Raw genomic sequence first — 14,572 nt, 5'->3', positions numbered from 1 at the left:
GGCCCGTCGCCGCGCCCTCCAGGCGGGCCCACCGCCGCTCCCGGCTCGGGTAATTCGCTGGCGCACCCGCCGGGAGCCGGGATAGGAAAAGCGGATGAGTACCGCTGAATCCACCTCCGACCAGCGCTCCTTCGTCCCCGTCACGCTCGACCTGGGGGACTTGGTCCTGCGCCCCTGGGGGCGGAAGACCCTCGTCCGCGGCGGCGCCGTGCCCGGCCTGGTCGCCGCAGCGGCCGACCCGGCCATCGCCCTGTGGAACCCGATCCGCACCACCGACGAGGCCGCGGCCGAGGCGTACCTCGACCGCTGCGACGCCGGCTGGGAGAGCGGCAACACCGCCGCCTTCGCCGTCCTCGACGCCGCCGACGACGCACTGCTGGGCAACGTCGCACTGCGCTGGGTCGACCGGGCCGACGGCCTCGCGATGATCGGCTACTGGCTGCGGCCCGGCGCCCGCGGCCGCGGCGCCGCCACCCGGGCGACCAGGGCCGTCACCGGCTGGGGCATCGCCACGGCCGACACCCGCCGGATCGAGATCGCCCACGCGGTGGGCAACGACGCCTCCTGCCGGGTCGCCGATCGCTGCGGCTACCCCGCCGAGGGCACCCTGCGAGCCTCGTACCGGTTCGGCGACGGCAAGTACCACGACGAGCACCTGCACGCCCGGCTCGCCACCGACCCCGAGCCCGCGTAGCCGGCCAGCCGTGGGCAGGCGGGCCTCCCGGAGTGGTTCGGCGAGGACGCGGTGCCCACGCTGCGAGCCGTCGGGGGCGCGGCGCAGCGCATCCACCACGGGCCCTGACACAGCCGGCCCCCTCCGTGCGGGGCCGGGGCGGAGGCGGGGGCCCGCGTGCCCGGGGCGCCGGCCCCGCCCGACTTCCCGGGAGGGGCGCTGTGGCCGGGCGCGGGACGGGGGTGGGGGCCTAGTCTGGAAGGGCGCGCCCCGTGCGTGGCACGGCAACGGGAACGGTGGGCCATGACGGTCATCTCGGCGGCACTCTTCGGTACCGACTGGCGCGGGGCGCTGCCCCGTACCGCGACCGGTCCCGCCCCCGCGCCGGGCGAGGCCGAGCTGCTGCGGGAGTGCGCCGCGCGGGGCTGGACGGTGGTGCTGACCGGGCCCGGTCCGGCCGGGGTGCCGGTGCTCGCCGTGACCGCCCCGGGCGGCGACCCCGTCCGTGCCGCCCTCGACCTGGTGGACGGTGCCGCATCACACGCCGTGTTCGTCGCAGGGAGCGTCGCCGAGGTACGGGCAGCCCGCCGTGCCGCCGTGCCGTGCGTCGCACTGGAGACCGGCGGCGCGAACGGTCCTGAACTGCGGGCGGCCGGCGCGGCCGAGGTGCACCGCGACACCGCCGCCCTTCTGAACGTGCTCGACGACAGCCTGCTGGCCCGACCCAGGGCCTTCGGCGGCTGCCGTCCGACGGCCCCGGCCGTACCGGCCGGCCGGAGCGGTTAGGGCACACCCGAACCGGGCAACCGCCCGGATGTGAGAACGACGTCACCGGACGGGTCGGAGGTGACCGAGATGGACGGACCCGCGTTGAGCGGCCGGGAACGGCGGCTCCTGGACGAGATCGAGTCCGATCTGCGCCAGGACACGCGCCTGGATCGACGGTTGAGCACGATGGGGGCCAAACAGCCGAGCCGGGTCCGGGTCGTGCTGCGCCGCGTGGCGCGCAAGCTCCCGCCGGGGGTGCTGATGACCGCGCTGGTGATGAGCGCGATCTGCCTCAGCATCGGCGTGCGCACCCCGACCGCGCCGGTCCTGACCGCCGTCGCGCTGGTCTGGGCGGCGAGCGTGGGCATCGCGGTCGCCGTGGCGGTCCTGCTGCGCCGACGCCGTCCGGGCCGCCTGCTGGACGCCGAGGGCACGGACCTCCTCGGCGGCGGGGGCCGTGACTGGGGCGAACGCGGTGACCGCCCCGATCGCGGTGAACACGGGGAACGACGCCCGTGGGACCAACCGGAGGCGTGAGTGCCATGACGACCGACCTGTGGGAGTACCGGCCGGGCTCCCACCATGCCGCCGACCTGAACCTGGTCGGCTACGAGGTGGAGGCGACGGACGGCCCGCTCGGCCGGGTCGAGCAGGACGCCGGCGACCACCTGCTGGTCGACGCCGGGCCGTGGGTGCAGGGCACCCGGCTGCTGGTCCCGGTGGGGCTGGTGGCCCGGATCGACCACCTGGAGCTGGTGGTCCACCTGGACTGCCCGCGCGCCCGCGTCCGCTCCGCGCCGCCGCCCGCCGCCGTCGAGCTGACCCCGGGCGACCTGGGCACGCACGGCCGCACGGCGCTCGACCAGCACTTCGCGGCGACCGGCCACCTGGCAGGGAACGGGCACGACGCAGGGAACGGGCGCAACGCAGATGACGGCCACCTGACAGGGAACGGGCGCCCGGCGGGGTGAGCGCCGATGCCACTGGTGACCCTGACCGGCCGCACCGTCGCCTTCCTGGTCGCGCCGAAGGGCGTCGAGCAGATCGAACTGACCTCGCCCTGGCAGGCGGTGGCCGAGGCGGGCGGCACGCCGCGGCTGCTCTCCACCCGGCCCGGACGGGTGCAGGCCTTCAAGCACCTGGACCGCGCCGACACCTTTCCGGTGGACGACCTCGTCGGTGAGGCGGACGTCGACCGGTACGACGCCCTCGTCCTGCCGGGCGGCGTCGCCAACCCCGACCATCTCCGGACGGACCGGGCCGCGGTGGCCTTCGTCCGCGCGTTCTGCACCTCCGGCCGCCCGGTCGCCGTGATCTGCCACGGGCCGTGGACGCTGGTGGAGGCGGACGCGGTGCGCGGACGGACGCTGACCTCTTGGCCGAGCATCCGCACCGACCTGGTCAACGCGGGTGCCCACTGGGTGGACGAGGAGGTGCACATCTGCCGGGACGGCCCCGGCGTCCTGATCTCCAGCCGCAAGCCGGCCGACCTCCCGGCCTTCAACGACGCCCTGGTCACGGAGTCCGCGCACGCGCCGCGCGCGAAGTCCCGCCCGCCGTGGCCCACGGCGCACGAGCCCGCACCGTCGCGCCACGTTTCCGGGTCCCGCGGTCCGGAGGAGCCCTGAGTAGCGTCAGGACGCTCGCGAGGGGGGCCCGGTTCAGTCCCCGCGCAGGCGGACGAAGGCCGCCGTCGGCGGCCGGCCGGTGACCGTCACCTCCGCCCGCAGCAGCGCGGTGAGCGGCCGCAGCGTCCCGTGGTCCGGATCGCGGACGGGTGCGCCCAGCCGCCCCTGCGCCGCCTCGGCGACCTGCCGGGCCTGTGCCGGCGTCAGCTGCGGGGTGGACAGCAGCACCCGGCCGTCGGCCAGCTCCAGGACCAGCGCCCGTGGCCGGGCGGCCGTCCCGACGACGGCGCGGACGGTCGCGTCGAGGGTGTCGCTGCGCCGGTACTTGACCCACACGTGGCCGGCGCCGCGCGGCCGGTACGAGGAGCCGGCGGCCTTGCAGACCAGCCCCTCCACCCCCGTGTCGGCCAGCTGTTCCATCCACGCCAGCGCCTCGGCCCGGTCGGTCGTGGCCATCACCGGCTGGACCGGCGGCGGCACGTCGGCGAGGGCGGCGAGCAGCAGCCGGCGCCGGTCGGTGAGCGGCAGCCTCCGGACGTCCCGCCCGGGCAGCGCCAGCACGTCGAAGGCGATCAGCCCGAGCGCCGTGTCGTCGGCGGCCCGGGCCTGCCGGGTGCGCAGCAGCTCCTGGAACGCGAACCGTCCGCCGCGCCAGGCGACCAGCTCCGCGTCCAGCACCAGCCCGGCCGGCAGCCGCGCGACGGCGGCGGCGATCGGCGGGAACTCGGCGGTGAGGTCCCGCCCGGAGCGTGACTGGAGATACGGGGGCCGCTCCCCGCGCGCGAACGCCACGCAGCGGAAACCGTCCAGCTTGAGCTCGTACAGCACGCCCGAGCCGCCCAACCCGTCCGGTGGCGGGACGGCGGCGACGGCGGCCGGGCGCATCACCTCGACGGGCGGGTCCAGCACCAGGGGCGAGCGAGCGGCCGCGGGGGCCGGGGCAGCGGCGGGAGACGGCGTCGGCGCCGCCGGGAGGGGGCGGGCCCGGTCCGCGTCCAGCAGCGGGGCGAACAGGTCACCGGACTCCGCCAGCCGCCCCGGGACTTCGGCGATCGTGAAGACCAGCTCCTCCGCCGAACGGGCCCGCTCCAGCTCCGCCCACGACAGCGGTGTGGACACCGTCGGCCGGGCACGCGCCCGCACGGTGTAGGGGGCGGCGGTGGTCTTCTTGGCGGAGTTCTGCGACCAGTCCACCAGCACCCGCCCGGTGCGCCGCGCCTTCGCCATGGTGTGCACGACGAGGTCCGGGTGCGCCACCTCCAGCGAGGCCGCGAGCGCCTTGGCGTAGGCGGAGACCCGGGTGCTCGGCGTCGGCTCCAGCGGCACCAGCAGGTGCAGGCCCTTGGAACCGGAGGTCTTCACCCAGCAGTCGAGCCCGTCCGCCGCCAGCCGCTCGCGGAGCAGGACCGCCACCGTCCGGCAGGTCAGCACGGACGCGCCCTCGCCCGGGTCCAGGTCCAGGACGAGCCGGTCCGCCAGCGCGGGGGCGGCGGCGTGCCACTGCGGCACGTGCAGCTCCAGGCAGCCCAGGTTGGCCGCCCAGAGCAGCGCCGCGCCGTCGTCCAGCACCACCTGCCGGAGGTCCCCGCTCGTGCTCGGCACCTCCACGGTGCGCACCCAGGGGGGCGTTCCGGCGGGCGGGTTCTTGGCGATGAAGACCTCGCCGTCCACCCCGTCCGGGCAGCGCAGGAAGGAGACCGGACGGTCGCGCAGGTGCGGCAGCAGCGCGGTGTGCACGGCCGCGTAGTAGCGCAGCACCTCGCCCTTGAGCGTGCCCGTGTCCGGGTAGTACACCTTCTCCAGGTGCGAGAGCGCGAGCGTGCGCCCGTCCACCACCATCTGCGGCATGGCCGCCTCCGAGCTGCGTCGGGCCGCCGCGCCTGTTCGCCGGGCCCGCGCAGCCAGTCTGCCCGTCTGCCCCGCAGTCCGCCCTCCCGGCAGGGCGGTGACGGCCCGGGCAGCGCCGGGGCGGCCCGGGGCGGGGCTCGGCGGCTCCTCGCCGGGGCAAGGAAGGCCTGCGCCCAAGCCCGTCTCAGCCCACGACCAGGGCGTGCGCGTCCGCCACCAGGTCCTCGATCCGGGCCCAGTCGACCGGTGGTACGTCCAGGTCGACCCCGATCCAGCCGCGGTGGCCGACGTACGGGGGCCGGAAGAAGCGGTCCGGGTCCTCGGCGATCAGGAACTCCTGTGCCCCGGCCGGGGCCGGACACCAGAACGCGAGGCGGTCGTCGTGATGGTGGTCGGCGAGCATCACGAACACCCGCGCCCGCCGCCCCGCCCCCGCGAACCAGGTCGGCTCGCCGTGGCTCACCCGCTCCGCCACCTCCGGCAACGACAGGCAGAGCGCCCGCAGCCGTTCGACGCGGTCCTCGGGGGAGGGAGGCCGGGGGTCCGGGGCCCGGCCGGCCGACACCCCCGTGGCCGGCCGCCGGGCGACTCCTGCGGCGCCGGGCGCGTGCCGGCCCGCGTGCGCCGGGGCACGGGACTCAGCCGGCCGAGGGGCGCGGGGCGCCCGGGTAGGTGCCGAAGTACCAACGGTTGCCCTCCGGGTCGGCGGCCGCGAAGTCCCGCGAGCCGTAGTCCGTCTCGTACGGCTCCGTCGTGATCCGCGCCCCGGCGGCGACGGCGCGCGCGTGCACCGCGTCCGGGTCCGCCGTGACCACGTACGCCGTGAAGCCGCCCGGCCGGCCCGGCCAGGGTTCGGCGCCCTCGGGGTCGGGGCGGACCGAGCCGAGCATCACGCCGCCGCCCTCCGGCCAGGCCAGTTCGGCGTGCGTGACGAGGTCGCCCTCGCCGTACACGACCACCTCCTGGAAGCCGAAGGCGTCCACCAGGAAGCGGATCAGGGCCCGGGCGTCACGGGCACGCAGGCTGGGCCAGACCTGCGGGGCGGGAGTCTTCGTCTCCATGGCGGCAGTCCTCCTCGGAGCGGCTGTGGCGAACCGGAGCGGTTGTCACAGCTCCCACTCTGGCGCCGCCGCACCCGCCCCGCCTTGGACGTTTCGGAACTTCGCCGAGTCCGGGCCCTCCTCCGCCAGCCACACGCTCGGCGCACAGCCGGCGAGCGCACGGAACTCGCGGGCCAGATGGGCCTGGTCGAAGTAGCCGCAGCGCGCGGCCAGCTCCGCCAGCCGGGGCACCGGCCCGGGGGCGCCGAGCAGCCGCCGGGCCCGGTCGAACCGGATCACCCGGGCGGTGGCCTTCGGGGTCAGCCCGGTCTCGCGGCGGAACCTGTCCTGCAGGTGCCGGCTGCTCCACCCGGTCTCCCGGGCCAGCGCCGAGACCGGTAGGGCCCCGCCGCTGCGCCGCAGTGCCTGCCAGGCCCAGGCGACCTCGGGCGGGACGTTCCCGGAGGGGCGCGCGGCCCGCAGCAGTGCGCCGTCCAGGGCGGCGAACCGTTCCGGCCAGCCTCCGGCCTGCTGGAGCGCCTCCTGGAGCAGTGCGCTCGCCCGTCCGAGCACCGCGTCGGCCGGGAGGTCCACCCCGGCCAGCTCGCCGGCCGGCAGGCCGAAAAGCACCCGGGCGGCCAGCGGGTGCACGGCGATCTGGACGCCGGACTGCCGGCCGTCGTGGGTGATCAGCGCCGGGGAGGTGTGCAGGCCGCCCAGCAGCGTCGCGTAGCTGTCGGCCGGCTGGGCCGGATCCGGGTGCCCGGCGACGGTGAGCGGCTCGTCCAGGGTGAGGATGAAGGTCAGGTACGGCGAGGGCAGCCCGCGGTGCACGGCGGGTGCGATGCCGCGCTGGCGGTAGCCGGAGTACCAGGCGACGTACGGCCGCAGAGCCGTGGCGGGCCGGCTCCGGACGGCTTCGTCGACCGTGTCGGCGAGTTCCTGCGTCACCTCCCCAGTATCGGCCGCCCGGGACGGCGCCGGCCCGGCCGTCCCGTCTGCTCGCGGGCTCGCGAGCGGTGAAGGTGTTGCTTATGGTGATCGCACCGGAACACCCGGTATTCGGGGGCGGACCTGACAAGGAGTCCCAGTGACCACTGCCCGAGACATCATGCACACCGGCGCCCAGTGCATCCGTGCCGACCAGACGCTGGCCGAAGCCGCCATGATGATGCGCGACATGAACGTCGGCGCTCTTCCGATCTGCGGTGACGACCAGAAGCTGAAGGGCATCATCACCGACCGCGACATCGTCGTGCGATGTATTGCCGAGGGCAAGGACCCGGCCGGCATGATGGCCATGGAGCTGGCCGGCCATCTGCACTGCGTCCGTGCGGAGGACGGCATGGACATGGTGCTGAAGAAGATGGAGCAGCACCAGATCCGCCGTATCCCGGTCATCGACGGCGAACGGCTGGTCGGCATGATCAGCGAGGCCGACCTGGCCATGGGCCACCGCAACGGCCAGCGCCTGACGGACCAGCAGATCATCGAGTTCATGGACAGCGTGTACATGATGCGGTGACCGGCAGGGCTCGGTGAGAGTGCCCTCGCGCGCCGATGCGTGCGAGGGCACTTGCCGTTTCCCGCGCCAATCCGGCGCTGCCTGGGTCCCGACCCGGGCGCCCGACCCCGCCTCGACCCGCGTCCCGGTGGCGCCTCTCCGCCTCGCGTCTCGGCATACGAGAGACGTGTTCTTACTATCCGGGATGAGGCAGAATCGCCGTCATGGGGAAGACATACGAGAAGATCGATGGCCGCCTGCGGGAGTTCATCGAGCGCCAGCCCGTCTACTTCGTCGCGACCGCGCCACTCGCCGCTGACGGCCATGTCAACGTCTCGCCCAAGGGGAGGTCGGGCACGCTCGCGGTGATCGATGAACTCACCGTCGCCTACCTGGACTTCGGCGGTTCGACGGCGGAGACCATCGCCCATCTCCGGGAGAACGGGCGGATCACGCTGATGTGGTGCGCCTTTGACGGTCCGCCGACCGTCGTGCGCGTCCACGGGCAGGGCGAGGCGGTGTTCCGGGACGACAGCAGGTTCGCCGGACTGCTGGGGCACTTCGACCCGGGGGCGGACGGCTCGGCGCTGCGGGCGATCGTCCTGGTGAAGGCCGACCGGGTGAGCGACTCCTGCGGATTTGCGGTGCCGTTGATGGAGTACCGTTCGGACCGGGACCTGCACGTGCAGTACTTCGACCGCAAGTCGGAGGAGGAGTTCAACACATACTGCGAGGGCAAGCAGTACGTCGGTACCAGCATCGACGGCCTGCCCGCCCTTCCGCTGCCGCTCCCGCCCCGTCCGGCATAGCCGGTCGAGCCCGCCGGCGTCAGACCGCGGGCCGGGTCCGCTCGCGGTAGAGGTCGCGCAGGAGGGCGATCTCGGCGCCGTGGTGGAGCAGTTCCTGGTTGACCCACCACACCGTCTCGCGGAACGGGTCCTCCGGGTCGCTGCCGTAGGGGTAGGCGCTGTGGCCGATGGTGTCGAGCGCCTTGTCGTCGGCGTCGACCAGGACCGACCGCCACGCGTCGGCCGCCGCGGCGAAGGCCGCGAGCGCGGTCGCCGCGTCGTCGGCCACCGGGTGGTCGTCGCGGGTCAGCGCGCGGCTGCCACCGGTGTGGTCGGCCCGGAGGGCGAGCATCTCGGTGAGGTGGCTGAGCCGCCAGGCCAGTGTGGTGAAGGGCGGCGGCACCGGGTGCGGGGCGGGGGCGGTGTCGCGGCCCCAGGGGCCCTTGCCGACGAGCAGGGTCGCGCGTGCCCCGGGACCGTCGGCGTGGCGGCGGACCGACCAGCAGCCGGCGACCGGCTCCCACAGGTACTCGTCGTCCGTCATCGCGCCGACCGGGACGTCCGTGCCGTTGCCGCTGTTCACGACCGGTCCGGCCAGGCGGTCGGCGAGGCGCCCGCGGGCGAAGTCGTACTGCTGGAGTAGGGGGACCATGCGTGGCGGCATCGTCATCTGGCGCTCCCACGGTAGACGCTGATCGGCTCCGGACCGGGGCCGGCGATTCCGGGACCCGCCCGCACCCTGCCACAGCAACCGCCGCACCGCGACGGGTTATTCGCCCGGTGCCGGTGTCCGTGCGGCCCGATAGGTGTGTGGAACGCCGCGACGCCGCTGTTCCCGGACCGTGGGTGTTCGGTCGGGTGCAGCGGCGTTGTCGTGGGGGTGACGTCGGGTGGGCGTCGGGGGGCGGGCGGGCCGGTGGGGTGGTGGCCGGGTGCCGCCTGGTTGGTGGTGGGGGGTGTTACTTGGTGAGGCCGGCCTTGACGGAGCAGACGGGCCAGGCGCCGGGGCCCTGGGCGGCGAGGACCTTTTCGCCGATGGTGATCTGCTGGGCCTTGGTGGCCTGGTGGGCCTGGGGGGCGTAGGCGGTGCCGCCGAAGGCGGCCCAGGTGCTGGAGGTGAACTGGAGTCCGCCGTAGAAGCCGTTGCCGGAGTTGATGGCCCAGTTGCCGGTGGCCTCGCAGGCGGCGACCTTGTCCCAGACGGAGGCGGGTGCGGCGGAGGCGGTGTTGGCTGCGACGAGGCCGGCCACCGGCAGGGCGGTGAGGGCGCCGGCCATGAGTGCCATGCGGACGCGGTTGCGGCGCTTGGTGGTGGTGGCGGTGGTGGTCTCGTTGCGGAGGGTCATGTGGTTCCTTTGCGTGTGGCGTGTGGCGTGTGGCGTGAGGTGTGTGGCGGGTGTGCGGGCGTGCGGAACCAGGCCCTGGGGGCTGTTGGTTTCGGGGGGTGTGTCGCTCGCGTGGGTTGTGCGCCGTGGTGCTCCGGGGTGGGGGCCTCGGGGCGGTGTGGTCGGTGCAACGGGTTCGAAGTTACGGGGGTGGTGGTGGGGGTTTCAAGGATTCGTGGGTTTGGGCACGTCAGGGGGTTGTTACCGCGGGTAGGGATCAAGGAAATGGGATGATTTGAAGCCAAATGCCCCATTTTTCAAGATCGAATGGGGGTGGAAGTGGTCCGGGCCACACGGGTGGTGGTGTGAGGCCGCGCACATCGTCGACGGTGGGTGACGGGTCCTCGGCCGCGCGTGCCGAAGTGGTGGGGTGGTGACGGGGCCGGGGGTGGCCCGCGCCACAGCCCTCACCCGTCGTGCCCCGCGCCGTCACCCGCTGTGCCCGGGAAACGATCGGGAAGGCGGCGCAGGCCTGTCAGCCGAGGAGCGAGATGCTGTTGCCGCAGATGTTGAACTGCGCGTTGATCGGGATCTGGACCTGGTTTCCGGAGAGCACGCCCGGGGAGCCGGTGACGATGCCGCTGGCGGTGGCGCTGCCGGTGTTGATGCAGGTGGTCCCGCCCTGCGAGCCGTCGAGCAGCACGCTGTCGGCGAGCGCGGCGGCGGGGTTGTCGGAGACCACCGAGGCGGGGGCGCTGACCCGGCGCTGTCGCAGTCGCCCGCGAAGGCGGGGCCGGCGGAGAAGACGGCCAGCGCGGCGCTGAAGCCGGCGGGGACCAGGTACTTCCTGGTATTGGTCATGCCGGAAGGAATAGCCAGGCGACACGCCTGACACGACACAATCCGCCCACCCGAATGCAGTCCTGATCCGCCCCCGATGCAGGAGCCGCGCCACCCGGTCGGAGCGCCGCCGCCCCCGCCGGAGTGCGGACGGCCCACCCCCGGGGCCGTCGGCCGCCCGGCGATAGGGTTCGTGACCATGACGGACACCCGGACCGCCACCCCGGCCACAGGCGTGGCCGCCACCGACGACACCGCCGCCACCCCGGCCAGAGGCGTGGCCGCCACCGACGACACCGCCGCCACCCCGGCCAGAGGCGTGGCCGCCACCGACGACACCGCCGCCACGACCTCCGGCAGCGACCTGCACCTCGAACTGCCCGCCACCGGCGGCCGACGCGCCGCGCTGATGGCCGCGCTGCGCGAGGCGATCCGCAGCGGCCGCCTCGCCCCCGGCACCCGGCTGCCGCCCTACCGCGCGCTCGCCGCCGACCTCGGCATCGCCCGCAACACCGCCGCCGACGCGTACGCGGAGCTGGTCGCCGAGGGCTGGCTCACCGCCCGGCAGGGCTCGGGCACCACCGTTGCCGACCGGGCCGAGCCCGTCGCGGCGAACCGGGCCCGCCGGGCGTCCCCGCCCCGCCGGCTCGCCCACGACCTCCGCCAGGGCCAGCCCGACGCCGCCTCCTTCCCGCGCACCGCCTGGCTCGCCGCCGGGCGCCGGGCGCTCACCGCCGCACCCAACGAGGCCTTCGGGCCCGGCGATCCGCAGGGGCGGCGCGAACTGCGGGCCATCCTCGCCGACTACCTGGCCCGCGCCCGCGGAGTGCGCACCGACCCCGAACGGATCGTCGTCTGCTCCGGCTTCGCCCACGCGCTGCGGCTGCTGTTCGACGGCGCGGGCGCCGTGCTGCCCGCCCGCGAGCACGGTCCGCTGGCCGTGGAGGCGTACGGGCTGGCCTTCCACCGCGCGCTGCTGGCGAGGGCGGGGGTGACCACCGTGCCGCTGCCGCTGGACGAGGACGGCGCGCAGGTCGGCGGGCTGGCCGCGCTGCCCGACGTCCGGACGGTGCTGCTCACCCCCGCCCACCAGTTCCCGACCGGGGGGCCGCTGCACGCGGCCCGGCGCGCGGCGGTGGTCGACTGGGCACGCGGGCGCGGCGGGCTGGTCCTGGAGGACGACTACGACGGCGAGTTCCGCTACGACCGGCAGCCGGTCGGCGCGGTGCAGGGGCTCGACCCGGAGCGGGTGCTCTACCTCGGCACCGCGAGCAAGAGCCTCACGCCCGCGCTCCGCCTCGCCTGGATGGTGCTGCCCGACCACCTGGTGGACCGGGTGCTGGCCGCCAAGGGCGAGCGCGAGGCCTGGGCGAGCACACTCGACCAACTGACGCTCGCCGAGTTCATCGACTCGGGCGGCTACGACCGGCACGTCCGCCGGATGCGCCGCCGCTACCGGGACCGCCGTGACCACCTCGTGGCCGCCCTCGCCGCGCGGGCGCCGCACATCGAGGTGTCCGGCATCGCGGCCGGCCTCCACGCGGTGCTCCGGCTCGCGCCCGGCACCGAACGCTCGGTGCTCAAGGCGGCCGCGTACCGGGGGCTGGCCGTGGACGGGCTGGCGGACTACCGGCACCCGCTGGCCGGGCAGGACGCGATGCCCGCGACGGACGGCCTGGTGGTCGGGTACGCCACGCCGCCGGACCACGCCTACCAGGCGGCCGTCGCCGCGCTCTGCGACATCCTGCCGTCACCGGTCTGATCGCAGCGACCGCCGCACCGGCGGCCGCCGGTAGGGCCTCGGACTCCGGGATCCTCGACGTCCCCGGCAACGAGGATCCCTGCTCCTGAGTCGTCTCGAAACCGGGAATCCCGGGACTTCCCTCCCGGACGCCCCCCGAGCCCGTCAGGTGCCGGCCGCCCCCGTACCGGCACCTGACGGGCCGTCCGCACGGACGCGTGGAAGTCCGGACGCACGGAGGCGCGGATGTGCCGATGCGGGGACGCGGGATGCACGGACTGTCAGACCCGGATGGCAGGCTTGGGCCCATGGCCGAACCGCTGACCTCCGACGCGCCCGAGCCCGGCGCGCCGACCGGGACCACCACCGTGACCGGGACCACCACCGCGACCAGCCCCGATGGTGCCCTCCCGGGCTGGAGCGCCGTACGTCCGGGCGAGACGCTGCCGACCGACCTCGGGCTTCCGATGCCCTTCGCCGTGTACGAGGCGATCCGCGCGCGGGCGGACGCCGACACCGCGCCGCTGGTCGACCGGCTGTTCCGGCCGTCCCTCGCACTCGATGCGGTGGCGCCCGGCCCGGAGGCCGGACGGCTCGGCGGACTGCCCGCGCTGCCGGAGGGTACCGAGTGGCCCGAGTTCGCCGGCCGGCCGATGCAGTTCCTCGCCGGGCTCGACTGCGGCGGGCTGGCGGAGGCCTTCCGCGCCACCGGCGCCACCGGCGACTGGCCGCTGCCCGAAGACGGCCTGCTCCTCTTCTTCCACGACGACTGGATCTCCGACTTCAGCGGGCGCGGCTGCCGTGTCCTGCATGTCCCCGCCGATGCGCCGCCCCGGCCCGCGCCGGAGAGCGAGCTGAGTACGCCCGCCGTCGCGGCCGTCCCCGTCCGGGCCCGCTGGCTGCTCTCCGCTCCCTCCTACCAGGACCAGGAACTGGAGTACCTCTTCCCGGACGACTTCATGATCGCCCTCGACCTCGCGGCCGACTTCCGGGACCACCTGCCCCGCCCCGACGTGCGCGTACTGGGCTGGTGCGACACCGACACCGGCCGCCCCGCCGGACACCGGCCGCTGCTCCAGGTCGAGAACCAGGCCCTGGACGTGGAGTGGGGCGAGTGCGTGAACGTCTCGTTCTGGATCACCGACGAGGACTTGGCGGCCGGTCGCTTCGACCGGGTCCGGCACGGGTTCGAGGTGGCCTGAGCGGCGGCGCGAGCGGGTCCGGCGCGTCGCCACTAGGCTGCTGGGAGAGGCCGCGGCACCCGCTCGTGGCGGCCCGCGGCCGAGGGCGAGCGGCCCGGGGCGGAGGTGGCCGGGGCGGAGCGGGCCGAGGTGAAGCGGTGAGCGCCGAAGCGGTGAGACGGACGTGGCACCAGAGGGATCGTCGGTACCGGTACCGGAGCAGCACGGCGCGCCCGAACCCCCGGTGGCGGAGCTGCTGCGCGCGGTCCGGGCCCACCCCGCCCAGCTGCCCGAGGTGCTCGCCGTGTTCGCCGTCCGCCACCGCGGCCCCCGTGCCGCCCGCAGGGTCGCCGCGCTGCGGGCCGCGCACCCGGACGCGGCGCAGGGCGAGCTGGTGGCGCGGTCCGTCCAGCACGCCCGGCGGGTGACCCAGAGCGAGGGCGCATTCGTCGGCGGACCGTTCCTGTGGCTGGTGCCGTTTGCGTTCTGCACCGCCCTGCTGGAGCAGGGGCAACTGCTGCTCGAACTCGCCGCCCTGGCCGGCAGGGACCCGGCCGCCCCCGCGCGGGCCGCCGAGGTGCTGGTGCTCCAAGGCGCCCACCCGGATGTCGCCGCCGCCGAGCGCGCCCTCGCGGCCCCGCCGACCGGGGGCAGCGGACGCCGCCGCCGCGGGTTCTGGTCGCTGATCCGGCGGATGGCCCGGCTGCTCGGGCTGACCAGCGAGGGCGTCGACCCGCCGCCTTCCCGTTGGCGGACGGCCGGCTCGTGGCTACTGGTGGTGGTGGTCCTCCTGGTCGGCATGGTCGTTCCGCTGGTCTGGCTGCCGTACATGGCGGTCTCCTACGCGCGCGCCACCGACCGCGTCGGGGTCCGCGCCGTCGACTTCTACTTCGATGGCGACCCGGCCGGCTGGGCCGAGCATCGCCGCGCGCGCACCGACCCCGGGATCGTCGCGGCGGGCGTCCGGGCGGGGGTGTCGCTGGTGCTCCCGGTGGCGGCCGTGGTCACCCTGCTGCTCGCCGACATCCGGGTCGCCGGGAGCCGGTGGCCGGTCCTCACCGTCGTGCTGCTCGGCCTGTCCGGGCTGGTGGGCGCGCTCTGGTACCGGCGCCGCCGGCGTACGCGCAGAGGCTGAGCCCGGGGGCGTGCCGGTGGCGGCGGTGGGCGCGGGCTCTGGTCGGACAGTCAGCCGTCAGCCGTCAGCCGTCCCGGGCGTTGTCCGTTCGGGGGTCGAAC

General features: G+C 75.2%; 17 protein-coding genes and 1 pseudogene. 10 read left to right on the top strand and 8 right to left on the bottom strand.

Annotation, left to right across the window (positions count from 1 at the left end; translation table 11 throughout):
- The first annotated feature begins 94 nt into the window (after positions 1-94).
- The 5 genes from OG286_RS04875 (at position 95) to OG286_RS04855 (ending at position 3,069) form a co-directional block, all read left to right on the top strand.
- Entirely contained in the window at positions 95-694 is a 600-nt protein-coding gene (locus OG286_RS04875) for a GNAT family N-acetyltransferase (RefSeq protein ID WP_396323438.1), read from the top strand.
- Positions 695-976: 282 nt separating this feature from the next.
- On the top strand, positions 977-1,459 hold the full coding sequence (locus tag OG286_RS04870; protein ID WP_396323439.1) for a hypothetical protein: 483 nt from the start codon (positions 977-979) through the stop codon (positions 1,457-1,459).
- Between the two features lie 69 nt (positions 1,460-1,528).
- A complete protein-coding gene (locus OG286_RS04865; RefSeq protein ID WP_396323440.1) occupies positions 1,529-1,978 on the top strand; it encodes a hypothetical protein in 450 nt (149 codons plus the stop codon).
- A gap of 5 nt (positions 1,979-1,983) precedes the next feature.
- Positions 1,984-2,412: a hypothetical protein gene (locus OG286_RS04860; protein WP_396323441.1), complete on the top strand. Its 429-nt coding sequence runs from the start codon at positions 1,984-1,986 to the stop codon at positions 2,410-2,412.
- Between the two features lie 6 nt (positions 2,413-2,418).
- Entirely contained in the window at positions 2,419-3,069 is a 651-nt protein-coding gene (locus tag OG286_RS04855) for a type 1 glutamine amidotransferase domain-containing protein (protein ID WP_405362988.1), read from the top strand.
- A 33-nt stretch (positions 3,070-3,102) separates the two neighbouring features.
- Here the strand turns inward: OG286_RS04855 and OG286_RS04850 are convergent, their stop codons facing one another.
- The 5 genes and pseudogenes from OG286_RS04850 to OG286_RS04830 all read right to left on the bottom strand — a co-directional run bounded on the left by OG286_RS04850 (position 3,103) and on the right by OG286_RS04830 (position 6,908).
- Positions 3,103-3,954, bottom strand: coding sequence for a DNA ligase (locus OG286_RS04850; RefSeq protein WP_396323454.1), 852 nt, complete (start codon positions 3,952-3,954; stop codon positions 3,103-3,105).
- An 81-nt stretch (positions 3,955-4,035) separates the two neighbouring features.
- Positions 4,036-4,917 (bottom strand): annotated as a pseudogene (gene ligD / locus OG286_RS04845) (non-homologous end-joining DNA ligase); the annotation flags it as partial.
- Between the two features lie 184 nt (positions 4,918-5,101).
- Positions 5,102-5,482, bottom strand: a complete 381-nt coding sequence (locus tag OG286_RS04840; RefSeq protein ID WP_405362990.1) for an MmcQ/YjbR family DNA-binding protein — start codon at positions 5,480-5,482, stop codon at positions 5,102-5,104.
- A 73-nt stretch (positions 5,483-5,555) separates the two neighbouring features.
- Complete coding sequence (locus OG286_RS04835) at positions 5,556-5,978, bottom strand: VOC family protein (RefSeq protein WP_405362992.1); 423 nt, start codon at positions 5,976-5,978, stop codon at positions 5,556-5,558.
- A 45-nt stretch (positions 5,979-6,023) separates the two neighbouring features.
- Complete coding sequence (locus OG286_RS04830; RefSeq protein ID WP_405362994.1) at positions 6,024-6,908, bottom strand: helix-turn-helix domain-containing protein; 885 nt, start codon at positions 6,906-6,908, stop codon at positions 6,024-6,026.
- A gap of 139 nt (positions 6,909-7,047) precedes the next feature.
- On the opposite strand from OG286_RS04830, the gene OG286_RS04825 reads away from it, so the two are divergent.
- Positions 7,048-7,482, top strand: a complete 435-nt coding sequence (locus OG286_RS04825) for a CBS domain-containing protein (protein ID WP_396323446.1) — start codon at positions 7,048-7,050, stop codon at positions 7,480-7,482.
- 203 nt (positions 7,483-7,685) lie between these two features.
- Positions 7,686-8,270 (top strand): pyridoxamine 5'-phosphate oxidase family protein, encoded by a 585-nt coding sequence (locus OG286_RS04820; RefSeq protein WP_396323447.1) that lies wholly within the window; start codon positions 7,686-7,688, stop codon positions 8,268-8,270.
- A 19-nt stretch (positions 8,271-8,289) separates the two neighbouring features.
- Here the strand turns inward: OG286_RS04820 and OG286_RS04815 are convergent, their stop codons facing one another.
- The 3 genes from OG286_RS04815 to OG286_RS04805 form a co-directional block, all read right to left on the bottom strand.
- A complete protein-coding gene (locus OG286_RS04815; protein ID WP_405362997.1) occupies positions 8,290-8,919 on the bottom strand; it encodes a DinB family protein in 630 nt (209 codons plus the stop codon).
- A 289-nt stretch (positions 8,920-9,208) separates the two neighbouring features.
- On the bottom strand, positions 9,209-9,595 hold the full coding sequence (locus OG286_RS04810; protein WP_405362999.1) for a transglycosylase family protein: 387 nt from the start codon (positions 9,593-9,595) through the stop codon (positions 9,209-9,211).
- Between the two features lie 514 nt (positions 9,596-10,109).
- On the bottom strand, positions 10,110-10,316 hold the full coding sequence (locus tag OG286_RS04805) for a chaplin (protein ID WP_396322162.1): 207 nt from the start codon (positions 10,314-10,316) through the stop codon (positions 10,110-10,112).
- A 297-nt stretch (positions 10,317-10,613) separates the two neighbouring features.
- Between OG286_RS04805 and OG286_RS04800 the strand changes: the two genes are divergently transcribed.
- The 3 genes from OG286_RS04800 to OG286_RS04790 all read left to right on the top strand — a co-directional run bounded on the left by OG286_RS04800 (position 10,614) and on the right by OG286_RS04790 (position 14,471).
- On the top strand, positions 10,614-12,176 hold the full coding sequence (locus OG286_RS04800; RefSeq protein ID WP_405363001.1) for a PLP-dependent aminotransferase family protein: 1,563 nt from the start codon (positions 10,614-10,616) through the stop codon (positions 12,174-12,176).
- Between the two features lie 287 nt (positions 12,177-12,463).
- A complete protein-coding gene (locus OG286_RS04795) occupies positions 12,464-13,357 on the top strand; it encodes a DUF1963 domain-containing protein (protein ID WP_396322164.1) in 894 nt (297 codons plus the stop codon).
- 163 nt (positions 13,358-13,520) lie between these two features.
- A complete protein-coding gene (locus tag OG286_RS04790) occupies positions 13,521-14,471 on the top strand; it encodes a hypothetical protein (protein WP_396322165.1) in 951 nt (316 codons plus the stop codon).
- The last annotated feature ends 101 nt before the right edge of the window (positions 14,472-14,572 follow it).

Source organism: Kitasatospora sp. NBC_00039 (assembly GCF_045160625.1).
Taxonomy (GTDB): domain Bacteria; phylum Actinomycetota; class Actinomycetes; order Streptomycetales; family Streptomycetaceae; genus Kitasatospora.
The sequence above is the reverse complement of the archived record's forward strand: the minus strand, read 5'-3'. Positions and strand labels throughout refer to the sequence as shown.